At 52.2% G+C, this 9724-nt stretch carries 22 protein-coding genes; 21 read left to right on the top strand and 1 reads right to left on the bottom strand.

Translation table 11 applies throughout. The features are described from left to right. Positions 1–5 precede the first annotated feature (5 nt). The 19 genes from HA46_RS21080 (at position 6) to HA46_RS17535 (ending at position 6970) form a co-directional block, all read left to right on the top strand. The gene (locus HA46_RS21080) at positions 6–206 is read left to right on the top strand and encodes a hypothetical protein (RefSeq protein ID WP_158086849.1); all 201 of its coding nucleotides are present in this window, start codon (positions 6–8) and stop codon (positions 204–206) included. Further along, the gene (locus HA46_RS17610; RefSeq protein WP_084885829.1) at positions 175–636 is read left to right on the top strand and encodes a recombination protein NinB; all 462 of its coding nucleotides are present in this window, start codon (positions 175–177) and stop codon (positions 634–636) included. The genes HA46_RS21080 and HA46_RS17610 overlap by 32 nt, the downstream gene beginning before the upstream one ends. After that, on the top strand, positions 633–998 hold the full coding sequence (locus HA46_RS17605) for a hypothetical protein (protein WP_084885827.1): 366 nt from the start codon (positions 633–635) through the stop codon (positions 996–998). The genes HA46_RS17610 and HA46_RS17605 overlap by 4 nt, the downstream gene beginning before the upstream one ends. Next, entirely contained in the window at positions 982–1152 is a 171-nt protein-coding gene (locus HA46_RS21585) for a NinE family protein (RefSeq protein WP_143807660.1), read from the top strand. Before HA46_RS17605 ends, HA46_RS21585 begins: the two co-directional genes overlap by 17 nt. Continuing rightward, positions 1149–1364: a hypothetical protein gene (locus HA46_RS17600; protein WP_084885824.1), complete on the top strand. Its 216-nt coding sequence runs from the start codon at positions 1149–1151 to the stop codon at positions 1362–1364. Before HA46_RS21585 ends, HA46_RS17600 begins: the two co-directional genes overlap by 4 nt. A gap of 80 nt (positions 1365–1444) precedes the next feature. Further along, a complete protein-coding gene (locus HA46_RS21635; RefSeq protein WP_084885821.1) occupies positions 1445–1627 on the top strand; it encodes a protein NinF in 183 nt (60 codons plus the stop codon). Then, positions 1620–1910 carry a DUF1364 domain-containing protein gene (locus HA46_RS17590; protein WP_084885818.1) on the top strand — a complete coding sequence of 97 codons (291 nt, stop codon included), beginning with the start codon at positions 1620–1622 and terminating at the stop codon, positions 1908–1910. The genes HA46_RS21635 and HA46_RS17590 overlap by 8 nt, the downstream gene beginning before the upstream one ends. Then, the gene (locus HA46_RS17585; RefSeq protein WP_084885815.1) at positions 1907–2272 is read left to right on the top strand and encodes a RusA family crossover junction endodeoxyribonuclease; all 366 of its coding nucleotides are present in this window, start codon (positions 1907–1909) and stop codon (positions 2270–2272) included. Before HA46_RS17590 ends, HA46_RS17585 begins: the two co-directional genes overlap by 4 nt. Then, positions 2269–2493 (top strand): hypothetical protein, encoded by a 225-nt coding sequence (locus HA46_RS21115; protein WP_084885813.1) that lies wholly within the window; start codon positions 2269–2271, stop codon positions 2491–2493. The genes HA46_RS17585 and HA46_RS21115 overlap by 4 nt, the downstream gene beginning before the upstream one ends. A gap of 5 nt (positions 2494–2498) precedes the next feature. Further along, positions 2499–2624, top strand: a complete 126-nt coding sequence (locus tag HA46_RS20925) for a YlcG family protein (RefSeq protein ID WP_244277539.1) — start codon at positions 2499–2501, stop codon at positions 2622–2624. Continuing rightward, a complete protein-coding gene (locus tag HA46_RS17575) occupies positions 2614–3228 on the top strand; it encodes a hypothetical protein (protein ID WP_084885810.1) in 615 nt (204 codons plus the stop codon). The genes HA46_RS20925 and HA46_RS17575 overlap by 11 nt, the downstream gene beginning before the upstream one ends. A gap of 502 nt (positions 3229–3730) precedes the next feature. Then, positions 3731–4129, top strand: coding sequence for a hypothetical protein (locus tag HA46_RS17570; protein ID WP_084885808.1), 399 nt, complete (start codon positions 3731–3733; stop codon positions 4127–4129). Further along, positions 4113–4415, top strand: a complete 303-nt coding sequence (locus HA46_RS17565; RefSeq protein WP_084885805.1) for a hypothetical protein — start codon at positions 4113–4115, stop codon at positions 4413–4415. The genes HA46_RS17570 and HA46_RS17565 overlap by 17 nt, the downstream gene beginning before the upstream one ends. Further along, positions 4412–4879 carry a glycoside hydrolase family protein gene (locus HA46_RS17560; RefSeq protein ID WP_084885802.1) on the top strand — a complete coding sequence of 156 codons (468 nt, stop codon included), beginning with the start codon at positions 4412–4414 and terminating at the stop codon, positions 4877–4879. Before HA46_RS17565 ends, HA46_RS17560 begins: the two co-directional genes overlap by 4 nt. Then, positions 4879–5133 carry a hypothetical protein gene (locus tag HA46_RS17555; protein ID WP_084885800.1) on the top strand — a complete coding sequence of 85 codons (255 nt, stop codon included), beginning with the start codon at positions 4879–4881 and terminating at the stop codon, positions 5131–5133. The genes HA46_RS17560 and HA46_RS17555 overlap by 1 nt, the downstream gene beginning before the upstream one ends. Beyond that, positions 5130–5411 (top strand): hypothetical protein, encoded by a 282-nt coding sequence (locus tag HA46_RS17550; protein WP_244277538.1) that lies wholly within the window; start codon positions 5130–5132, stop codon positions 5409–5411. Before HA46_RS17555 ends, HA46_RS17550 begins: the two co-directional genes overlap by 4 nt. 16 nt (positions 5412–5427) lie before the next feature. Then, positions 5428–5568 carry a hypothetical protein gene (locus HA46_RS17545; protein ID WP_244277537.1) on the top strand — a complete coding sequence of 47 codons (141 nt, stop codon included), beginning with the start codon at positions 5428–5430 and terminating at the stop codon, positions 5566–5568. Further along, positions 5555–5932 (top strand): hypothetical protein, encoded by a 378-nt coding sequence (locus HA46_RS17540; RefSeq protein ID WP_084885794.1) that lies wholly within the window; start codon positions 5555–5557, stop codon positions 5930–5932. The genes HA46_RS17545 and HA46_RS17540 overlap by 14 nt, the downstream gene beginning before the upstream one ends. A gap of 363 nt (positions 5933–6295) precedes the next feature. Continuing rightward, positions 6296–6970, top strand: a complete 675-nt coding sequence (locus tag HA46_RS17535) for a Rha family transcriptional regulator (RefSeq protein WP_084885791.1) — start codon at positions 6296–6298, stop codon at positions 6968–6970. 72 nt (positions 6971–7042) lie between these two features. On the opposite strand, the gene HA46_RS17530 is transcribed toward HA46_RS17535, so the two are convergent. Continuing rightward, the gene (locus HA46_RS17530) at positions 7043–7666 is read right to left on the bottom strand and encodes a hypothetical protein (protein ID WP_084885787.1); all 624 of its coding nucleotides are present in this window, start codon (positions 7664–7666) and stop codon (positions 7043–7045) included. 54 nt (positions 7667–7720) lie between these two features. Between HA46_RS17530 and HA46_RS17525 the strand changes: the two genes are divergently transcribed. Further along, positions 7721–8233 carry a hypothetical protein gene (locus HA46_RS17525; RefSeq protein WP_084885783.1) on the top strand — a complete coding sequence of 171 codons (513 nt, stop codon included), beginning with the start codon at positions 7721–7723 and terminating at the stop codon, positions 8231–8233. A gap of 2 nt (positions 8234–8235) precedes the next feature. After that, positions 8236–9720, top strand: a complete 1485-nt coding sequence (locus HA46_RS17520) for a terminase (RefSeq protein ID WP_084885779.1) — start codon at positions 8236–8238, stop codon at positions 9718–9720. Positions 9721–9724: the final 4 nt, after the last annotated feature.

Genomic DNA, 9724 nt, shown 5'->3' with positions numbered 1-9724 from the left:
AAATCATGAACAACGTAATCCCCCTAAAACGTCCTGAGCACGTCATATCCGACACTGAGCTGGATAAGCTTGCGAGCGATATCAGTCGCTTCGTCAATCGCTATCCGAACTCAATGTGCATGCCTGCGGGCATCAGGAAGCTACTCAGCGACGCACTGAAGAGAGACAAGCGCGATGGAGAAAACGAAGTTCCTCCTGCGGGATGACCGCATCCGAAGAAACTGCATAGAAGCCATCCAGCAACTTCCCGCCAGTCCCGATAAGCCATTCGAAATAGTCATTCAGGAACGCAAGCGCACCTCAGACCAAAACAGAAAGTTATGGCCGCTGCTGCACGACCTCTCCCGGCAGGTTGAATGGTATGGGCAGAAGTACAGCCCTGACGACTGGAAAGACCTCATCACCGCACTCGTAGCGAAATCCAAAAACGAACAGCAACGCACCGCACCAGGCATTGGCGGCGGCGTCATCATGTTCGGCTCACGGACAAGCAAGATGCGGGTAAGCGAGATGGTCGAGGTTATCGAGGCGATTTACTGGTTCGGCACAGAGCAGAACGTGAAGTTTAGCGACGAATCCCGGCTAGAGCTTGAGTGGGCGCAGCGCTGGGGAGAAAAGAACAGGAGAGCAGCATGAAAGAACCAATGGGTTTAGCAGCAAGAGTCGAAATGCTACGCGAGCTACTGGCGAAAGAAGGCTCACTGAAAACCAGCGAAATCAGAATCTACTTCGCCAGTCTCGGAGTAAGCGATAAGTGCATCATGCATACAACGCACCATGCGTACAAATACGGCATTACGCACCGCAGGAAGAATTACGGAACCAACGGTTATGAGTATCGCCTCGCCAGCAAATATCCACGCTGGGGAACGCGCTACGAAGCGGAAGAGCAGGCTGCTCGTCGCAACGTGGTCACGACCTGCAAGCGCAAGAGCCAGGTGTATCAGCTTGACCAGTTACTGAAAGCTGCGAGAGGTGGACATGCGACGGCAAATTAGCATCACTTTCTTAGCCTGTGAACACGCCAAACTGAAGTATCCCCGCCAGAAACGCCGCCACCACAAAATCCCGACTGAATCCGAAGTGACTACCTGCAATTACGTTGCACGGTTGCGCCGGGCTGTGGCTGACAGAATGAGGAAAACGAGATGACGACTAAGCATTTGCGTATATCAGGTCAGCCAGTTACAGATTCTAATTTCGAACCGGTAAAGGTGACGCGTAAGCAGGCTGAGTCGCTATCAAGACAGCAGCAGCGCAACTTTCAGAAACTCCCTTGGGGCAAAGATGCAAAGGGATTTGTTTTCGAGGCTGAGCAATATTTCAACGTAACTGTTGGCTTTGGGAGGCTAAAGAATGCGTGAACGCTGCCACCGCTGCTACACCATCCTCACCTCTGAAGACAAACATCACTACGGTATCAGCTGCGAGGAGTGTGAAATCGATGCCTGGTATAGAGAAAGAATCATGCAGTTCCCGCTTCATCAAAGCCATCGATACGCCCTCTACCAGCTGCGCTGGGTGTGGCATACCCCTGGCGCCGGACGAGACCTACTGTTGCACGGAGTGCGTCGACTTCTGGCTAATGACAGACCCCAACGGCCTGATGGGAGTAGACGATGAGTAAATTACGCAAAGAAGCTCGCGGCAGGGAGTGCCAGGTCAGGCTGCCGGGCATCTGTAATGGCAATCCTGAAACAGTCGTACTCGCGCATTACCGCATGGTCGGCATCTGCGGAACCGGCATGAAGCCAGACGACCTTTTCGCTGCGTGGGCATGCTCAGCCTGCCATGACGAGATAGACCGCCGCACACGTCGCTGTGAAGTTACTGAGGCCCGCATCGCACATCTCGAGGGCGTTATCAGAACGCAGGATGCCCTCCTCAGAGAGGGGAAGCTACGGCGATGAATGAATACAGGCTCGAATTACCCTGGCCGCCCGGAAACAACCACCTCTTCTCAGTGCTCCGCGGGCGAAAGATAAAAAGCAAAAAGGGAAGGGAATACACCGCGTCAGTAACCAGGCAAATAACCGAAGCAAATCAGCAATACCAACTGGCCGGCAGGCTAAAAGTAAAAATCCTCGCATATCCACCTACACGCGCCCGGCGTGACCTCGACAACCTATTCAAAGCTCCTCTCGACTCGCTCACCCATGCAGGCGTCATCGCTGACGACAGCCTCATTGATGACGTGCGCATGGTGCGCTGTGAAGTGGTGAAGGGCGGCAAGCTGGAAATCATCATCACCGAGATGGAGGCAGCAGCATGATGACACTTAACGCAGTAGGAGCGACATGGACAGTGCTCATGTTCGTCGTGATGGGTGCTATTTGCATCAAATACGGCGATGACCCGGTTGAAATGCCCGCCTTCAGTAGCCTGAGCTTCTGGAGAAAGACAGCGGCCTTCTTATGCAGCGTTTTATTCGCTGGGTGCATTCCATGGGCTGTTGGTGCGCTGTTGTTCAAAACGTTTGTATTTGGATGGTGATGACTATGAACGAATACCTCAGAGAGAAATGGCAGAAGCTGCGCATCTACAAACGAGAAGGCGGCTTTGCAGTCGATTATCGGATCATAAAACGCATGGCGAAAATGCTGGGGGTAAGACATGCAATCTGACGCACTCGCACAGCTGGCGCAGGTAATGCGCAAATCAGACCTGAAAAAGCGATACCTGCACCCCGTTAAGCTTATTACTCCGCTGCAGTCCGCATGGGTTCGCTGCCTGCTCGATGTATGGGGAGAGAAGTACGGCGGCCACGTTGGGCCGGACAGCGGAAAGGTAAGCGTGATAGGGCGCCTGATGATTCGTAAGGAATGGAACGACCGGGAGTCAGAGAGAATTATCGAGGTGGTGGAAAATCTCCATAAGCAGGGATACCGCGGCGATGATCTCTTCATCAGAGCTAAGCAAATCATCAACCCTCAGAACTCAGTCAGCAATCTTCTCGAGCGCGCCAACGAGCAAGAAGATGCCGACTTAGTTGAATCTGTAATCTGCCGGCTGTTTGCACCTAACAACCCGATCCGACATGTAGCAATTAAATACTACTGCGAACGCAAATGCTCGCAAGATATCTCTGTTGAGCTGGCAAGGCTGACCGGTATCGATAGCCAGTCAGCATGGAGACGCATCAAATGGTGCAGAGAACTGCTAGAGGCAAGCGTCTTTCACGCGATCGTGTTCGAACTGGAGGCTAACAAGCAGAAGATTGCAGCTTAAATCGGAGAACTCGCAAAAATAATTTGAAAACGCAAAATGAAAGTGCTAGAGTTCTGATATGCTCGCGGCAGTAGTCGTTGAGCAGTCAGTTCCATCACTATCTTGTGGATTCCGAAAGAGCCCTGCGGCCTTACCAGCCAGCGGGGCTTTTTTACGTTCTGCACAACAGGTAAGGGCACTGTAAGTAGCATATCTGGGAAATGCGGCTTAAGCAGATGCGGTTCGATTCCGCCGCAGTGTTCTTTCCGTTGTGGTGAATACTGGCTTCCATTGATCATCCTCGGGAATAAGCACCCGACGCCACAACCAAATACCAAATACCAAATTACAAAGGTCAGCCAAAGAGCTGGCCTTTTTCATTTTGCGCGCGCCATTCAACACCAAATCGTGATTTCACCCTGGTGGCGTAGCGCATTTTCTTCACAGCAAGTTGCCGGATACCTCCGGGCAATGCCGGAGACGGCTATGAACAGCAAAACAAAAATCACCCGCGAGGTTAAGCATGGGTGAAAACAGCATCATAACTGGCGTTCTCGGCCTCGTCTTCGGCGGCGGCGCTGTCGCTGTCCTCTGGAAGCCACTGGCGGCAAGCCTTCTTTCTCTCGGCATCAGCAATCGGGCAAGCGGCGACATCATTACCGGCTACAAAGAGCAGGTGCAGCTTCTGAAGGAGAGCAACACGCTACTCCGAGAGGAGAACGATGAGCTACGAGAGAGGCATGACAGGAACCTTCGTCGCATCTCCACGCTGGAGACAGACCTCAAGCTGATTAAAAACGCGCTGGGCATCCTGCTGGCGATGTCTGAGGCCAGTAACGCTGTAGGCAATGAGCGATTCCGGTCTGAAGTAAACAGGCTGATCGCCACTCTGGAGACCGACAGCGATGACAACCGAAACTAAGAATCACAAGCGCAGCCTGGTTATCGGCGGCGTTCTTACCGTAATGACCCTCATATGCATCGCGATGACCTGCCTTTTCGTTTACGTCACTAACGACGCTAACCGGCAGATTGCAAACATCCGGGAGGATTACCGCAAGGTAGCTGACCGACGCGACGCGAAGGTATCGAAGCTAGCGGGCCAGGTCGAAGACCTGCAGAAGAAGCTCGACGCTATTCTCGATCGCACCGCAACAAAGACAGCAGACAAGGTTAAGCAGGTCGTAAAAGAGGATGAAGACAAATGAGCATGATTATCCCACTGCTTAATTTTGAGGAAGGTTTCCGCGCTCGCCCCTATATCGACACAGAAGGCTATCCAACAGTAGGCGTCGGTTTCCTGATTGGCCCGAAAGGCGCGTCGGTTAGCAACTACACCTTCAGCCTCACCGAAAACGTGTCGGACGTCTGGCTGCAGGAGCTGGTCAACAGCAAGCTTTCCGACATGAAGGCCCAGCCGGTAATCGCTACTGCATTGAAGCAGTGCAACCCAGCGCGCGCTGACATTCTGCAAAGCATGGCTTACCAAATGGGCGTAGATGGGCTGGCAGGGTTTAAAAACACGCTCGCCATGATTGCCGCCGGAAACTTCTCTGGCGCCGCGGCGGGAATGCTTAACAGCAAGTGGGCAAAGCAAACACCCAAGCGCGCTCAACGTCACGCAGAGGTGATGCGCACCGGAACGTACGACATCTACAAAGGCCTCTTCTGATGGACGTTTTCAGCATGCTTCGCGGCACGTCAGGCAATATTTCTCTAAGCCGCACTCAGGCAGCCTTCGGCTTTCTGGTGTGTAGCGGCGTTATCGTCTGGCAGGCATATAAAGGCGAACTCTCAGACGTCACCTTCGGCCTTTATTTTGCCTTCGTCACTGCCGGATATATTGGCGCCAAAAAAATAGCCGGCGACAAGGATATCAAAGAGCAACAGATTGATGCTGGCATGAACCCCGGAGAGAAGCCATGACGACCTTTCAGATGATTGTCGCTGCGATAGTAGGAATGTTCGCTCTGGTAGGTGGAGCATTCGGGTTTGGTCACTCCCGCGGCAAATCGAAAGCTGAACAAGCCGCGACAGAGCGCGAAACAAAAGCCGCTATCGAATCCCAACAGGCTGCATCACAACGCCAAGATGAAGCTCGCAAAGGAGCATCAGATGTACAGGACACTGTTACCCGCATGTCTGATAGCGATGTTGACAACGAGCTGCTCCGTGACTGGACCCGCAAGGACTCAGGTAGTTGATACGGGCTGCATCTGGGTGAATCCCATCATCCTGACGCCTGAAGACGTGATGCTGCTTTCCAGCCCCACTAAGCGCGCCATCCTGACGCATAACAAGGCATGGAAAGCTAATTGCGGCGATAAGCCAGCTAAAGCGGTGGCGAATGGCAAAGACTAAATGGCCTAAGTTGCCAAGCTTCAAGATCCCCCTGTTTCAAAGCGCTCACGTATACCTGTGTCGCAGCAAGAAGGAATGGAAGCAGGCCGAGGAAGCAATCAAGGTTGAGCCTGCAGGCGTAGAGTTTACAAGCGGTATGTGCCGCCAATTCCTGAACGATAAGATCGAAGAGAATATTTATCTGGTCGGAGTATTCGATGGCAGCCTGGCGACTCTTGTCCATGAGTGCGCGCACGCCACGTTCTACTGCTGCAATGATGTTGGCGTCACTGTCAAAGCAGATGAGGCTAACGAAACCTATTGCTACCTGCTGGACAGGATGTTTAGCCACTTCCAGCCTCTTATGAAGCAGAAAAGCAAATGAGCGCCTACCAGATTTATAACATCTTCTCCGGCATCTGCATCGGCGCACTCATCATGACGTGGATAGGCTTCTGGATTCACCAGAGGCAGGAGCGACGGCACCGTAGCGAGCTAAGCCGCCTACAGCAACAGATCATTTCCGAAGTAAAAAACAGCCTCCGGAAGTGACAACCCCCAAGAGGATTCTCACCCTCTGGCAGAGCACCATCAGCCTCGCATAACGCGGGGCTTTTTTATGCGCCTCGCACGCGCAACATCAACCCAGAGCCTACAGAAAGCGAGCCTGAGAGAAACCCGTATAGGTGCGGACCTCTCTGGGGCGAGTTTCTCTGTGCGACAGGCTCACTTTCTATAGGTATCCGAAATGCAATTAGTAGAAATCAAGAAGCTCGACCTAGTCACTAATACCGTAGCAATAGCGGATGGGGTGAGGCGAGATCATGACACCATCATTAAGCTGGTTGACCGTAACAAAACAGACCTTGAAGAGTTTGGAACTATCGGATTTGAAATCCGTAAGTCAGGCGGCAAGCCATTGCGTATAGCCTTGCTGAATGAGCAGCAAACGACGCTCCTGATCACTTACATGCGTAATAACGATGTGGTACGCGCATTTAAAAAGCGATTGGTTGCTGAATTTTTCAAAATGCGCAGCACTCTCGCCGCTCAGAAGATGGATCGGAATTTTGCCCGCCTCGAATACAAGCCAATGACTGACGCTATCAAACACGAGCGTGAAGCTCAGGGTAAGCAGATCGCACCGCATCATTTCAGTAACGAGGCTGACCTGATTAACCGGCTGGCGCTGGGAATGACGGCGGCTAAGTTTCGAGTGCACCACGAAATCGGCAAGAAGGAAGCGATTCGCGATTACCTGACGCCGGAGCAAATTCACTGCATCACCGAGCTGCAACGCGCCAATACGGTATTCATCAGCATGGGTTGGGATTTTGACCAACGAAAAGAAGTGCTGAAGGGAATGTTTGAGCGAAACCATCGCCAGCCGTTGATTGAAGAGCAGCACACGCTCGCAGCCTAAGTGAGCAGAGAGCCTCTTTCACAACGGCTTTCATCACAGGGCGCATTCAAGCAGTGCGCCCGATGATGAGGATTATTTTACCTGAGACCTATCTAGCAGCCCAAGCCAGTCTTCAAGCTGAACCTTTATCATCATGGTAACGTGCGTGAAACACTGCAAAGGCTCGAGAAAATCCACCTCCTCTCGGTCGGAGTCGTTTGGGCCGATGATTAGCTCGTAATTTTCCCCGCCTTTATGGCGAATAGCTTCTTTAATATGCTCATTAGAGAAGTGGATATAACCGCTAGTTTTATTGTAAACGTTGATAACCCAAGGATTGATTTCGCTGACTCTGCGCGCAAGATAATTATCTGTCATAGGCTTATTGTCATCAGCCATCAATTTCCTTATATGCTTTCCACTCAAAACATCCTCGGAGAACTGCACCCTGTCTTTTGAGAAGAAACCAGCATATAGGCGGAGAGTGTTATCAAGTTGCATGCGTAGAATGCCTAGTGCGCACAACGAGTTTCTATCCTTGATCATGTGTTTGAACCCTGAGGTAAGGGCGCAACTTCTTCTTGCAATGCCTGCAGCCAAAAGGAAATCAGCCTTAAAATTTTTGTTGGTCATCTGAAGGAAAAGAGTTTTTATTTCCTCATCCGCTCTGTCTAAAAAAGAGATTTGCTGTTTGTAAGCTTCTTCTTTGTTATCCATTACGATACCTCTTGAATAAAGAATCATCATAACCTGTAAAGGAATAAAAAGACTATGGCGACACCAGATTGGGAGGCCATCGAATCGGCTTACCGCGCTGGCTCGTTGTCCATACGCGCTATAGCCGAGAAGCATGGCGTGAGTCACGTTGGTATCACGAAGCGAGCTGCTAAAGAGGGGTGGCAAAGAGACCTTACCGATAAGGTAAGAAGCGCCACCAAAGCAAAGGTTACCAATTCAGTTACCAGTAGCGGTTACCAGCGCGATGCGGTAACTGATGCGCAGATAGTTGACCAGGCATCTGACGAAGCCGCCTCTGTCGTTCTGGCTCACCGTGAAGGCCTAGCCGCATGGCGAGGCATCACAAACAAGCTTCGAGACTTCCTCGCTGACGCAGAAATTACCGAAGACAACCACGCTTCAATGGCTCGCTCTATCACTGCCGGCGTCGACGCGCAGATTAAGGTCATCAAAGCTGAGCGCGAGGCCTACAACATCGACAGCGGCGACAGGAACACGGTCACGGATACGTTATCCGACCTGATGGACGATCTAGCTAAGGGGTAAGCATGAAGCCAGAACACCTCAAGCTTCTGCGAGACAAACTCTGGCGCCTGAATCACCTCTACTGGATAACCGACAAAGAAGGCAAACCAGTACGCTTCCAGATGACGCCCGAGCAGCTCGAATACTTCAAGGGCATGCATACCCGCAACATCATCCTGAAAGCTCGTCAGCTAGGTTTCACCACTGAGGTATGCATCATTCAGTTGGACGCCGCTTTGTTCGAAGCAGCCAAATGTGCCCTTATCGCCCACACACTGAACGACGCCAAGCGCCTTTTCCGCGAGAAGATTAAATATGCCTATGACCGCCTTCCGGACGAGATTAAAGCCGCCAACCCTGCGAGCAATGATGCAGCGGGTGAGCTGGTATTCAGCAAGGGCGGTTCGCTCTATATCAGTACGTCTTTCCGCGGCGGCACGCTTCGTTATCTGCATGTTTCCGAGTTCGGCAAGATATGCGCTAAGTTCCCGGACAAGGCCCGCGAGATTGTCACCGGTGCTTTTGAAGCAGTATCAGGCGACTGTTTCACGACGATTGAAAGCACTGCAGAAGGCCGCGCTGGTTACTTCTTCGATTACTGCCAGTCGGCAGAAAAGGCGCTCATTCAGGGCAAGCAGCTCTCACAGTTAGACTGGAAATTCTTCTTCTTCTCATGGTGGAAGAACCCCCTATATGCAATCGACCCCGTTGAGCCAATACCGCAGCGCCTGAGCGATTATTTCGCTGACATTGAGGCAAAGCATGGGGTAGTGACTAACGAGCGGCAGAGAGCCTGGTATTACGCTAAAGAGAAAACGCTCGGCGATGACATGAAGCGCGAATATCCGTCGATACCGGCAGAGGCGTTTCAACAGTCAGTCGAGGGCGCTTACTACGCGAAGCAGTTCCGCAAACTGTACGAGCAGAAGCGGATCGGCGCGCTACCGGACAACTCTCACCTGCCGGTTCACACGTTCTGGGATATCGGCGTGGGCGACTCTACGGCCATCTGGTTCGTGCGTATCGTTGGCGAGGAATATCACGTCATCGACTACTACGAGAACAGCGGCGAAGGCCTTCGGCACTACATGAAGGTGCTGAAGGATAAGGGCTACGAGTACGCCGCTCACTGGGGGCCTCACGACATCGACAACAGGGAGTTTGGCTCTGATGCCAAATCACGCCGCGAACTGGCCCGAGAGGGCTATGAGATTGACGGCGTTAAATACTCCATCACCTTTCAGGTCGTCCCTAAGCTCGGGGTTGATGACGGCATAGAGCAGGTGCGTGAAATCCTGCCGAAGTGCGCCTTTAATGAGCACAAGTGTGCCGAGGGCATTATCGCGCTGGAAGGTTACCGCAAGGAGTGGGACGACAAGCGCGGGTGCTGGAAAGACAAGCCATTACACGACCACACCTCACACGGGGCTGACAGCTTCCGTTATTTCGCCGTGACGCAGAAGAAACGCAGCGTCCTTAAAGCGGCTCCAGTTACATTCAGACGATAAGCGA

It is taken from the genome of Pantoea septica (assembly GCF_002095575.1).
Lineage (GTDB): Bacteria > Pseudomonadota > Gammaproteobacteria > Enterobacterales > Enterobacteriaceae > Pantoea > Pantoea septica.
Note: the sequence above shows the minus strand (reverse complement) of the source record. Positions and strands in the feature narration are given on the sequence as shown.

Coding starts and splice junctions, on each gene's coding strand:
- HA46_RS21080 (WP_158086849.1), top strand. CDS start 6: ATGAACAACGTAATCCCCCTAAAACGTCCTGAGCACGTCATATCCGAC.
- HA46_RS17610 (WP_084885829.1), top strand. CDS start 175: ATGGAGAAAACGAAGTTCCTCCTGCGGGATGACCGCATCCGAAGAAAC.
- HA46_RS17605 (WP_084885827.1), top strand. CDS start 633: ATGAAAGAACCAATGGGTTTAGCAGCAAGAGTCGAAATGCTACGCGAG.
- HA46_RS21585 (WP_143807660.1), top strand. CDS start 982: ATGCGACGGCAAATTAGCATCACTTTCTTAGCCTGTGAACACGCCAAA.
- HA46_RS17600 (WP_084885824.1), top strand. CDS start 1,149: ATGACGACTAAGCATTTGCGTATATCAGGTCAGCCAGTTACAGATTCT.
- HA46_RS21635 (WP_084885821.1), top strand. CDS start 1,445: ATGCCTGGTATAGAGAAAGAATCATGCAGTTCCCGCTTCATCAAAGCC.
- HA46_RS17590 (WP_084885818.1), top strand. CDS start 1,620: ATGAGTAAATTACGCAAAGAAGCTCGCGGCAGGGAGTGCCAGGTCAGG.
- HA46_RS17585 (WP_084885815.1), top strand. CDS start 1,907: ATGAATGAATACAGGCTCGAATTACCCTGGCCGCCCGGAAACAACCAC.
- HA46_RS21115 (WP_084885813.1), top strand. CDS start 2,269: ATGATGACACTTAACGCAGTAGGAGCGACATGGACAGTGCTCATGTTC.
- HA46_RS20925 (WP_244277539.1), top strand. CDS start 2,499: ATGAACGAATACCTCAGAGAGAAATGGCAGAAGCTGCGCATCTACAAA.
- HA46_RS17575 (WP_084885810.1), top strand. CDS start 2,614: ATGCAATCTGACGCACTCGCACAGCTGGCGCAGGTAATGCGCAAATCA.
- HA46_RS17570 (WP_084885808.1), top strand. CDS start 3,731: ATGGGTGAAAACAGCATCATAACTGGCGTTCTCGGCCTCGTCTTCGGC.
- HA46_RS17565 (WP_084885805.1), top strand. CDS start 4,113: ATGACAACCGAAACTAAGAATCACAAGCGCAGCCTGGTTATCGGCGGC.
- HA46_RS17560 (WP_084885802.1), top strand. CDS start 4,412: ATGAGCATGATTATCCCACTGCTTAATTTTGAGGAAGGTTTCCGCGCT.
- HA46_RS17555 (WP_084885800.1), top strand. CDS start 4,879: ATGGACGTTTTCAGCATGCTTCGCGGCACGTCAGGCAATATTTCTCTA.
- HA46_RS17550 (WP_244277538.1), top strand. CDS start 5,130: ATGACGACCTTTCAGATGATTGTCGCTGCGATAGTAGGAATGTTCGCT.
- HA46_RS17540 (WP_084885794.1), top strand. CDS start 5,555: ATGGCAAAGACTAAATGGCCTAAGTTGCCAAGCTTCAAGATCCCCCTG.
- HA46_RS17535 (WP_084885791.1), top strand. CDS start 6,296: ATGCAATTAGTAGAAATCAAGAAGCTCGACCTAGTCACTAATACCGTA.
- HA46_RS17530 (WP_084885787.1), bottom strand. CDS start 7,666: ATGGATAACAAAGAAGAAGCTTACAAACAGCAAATCTCTTTTTTAGAC.
- HA46_RS17525 (WP_084885783.1), top strand. CDS start 7,721: ATGGCGACACCAGATTGGGAGGCCATCGAATCGGCTTACCGCGCTGGC.
- HA46_RS17520 (WP_084885779.1), top strand. CDS start 8,236: ATGAAGCCAGAACACCTCAAGCTTCTGCGAGACAAACTCTGGCGCCTG.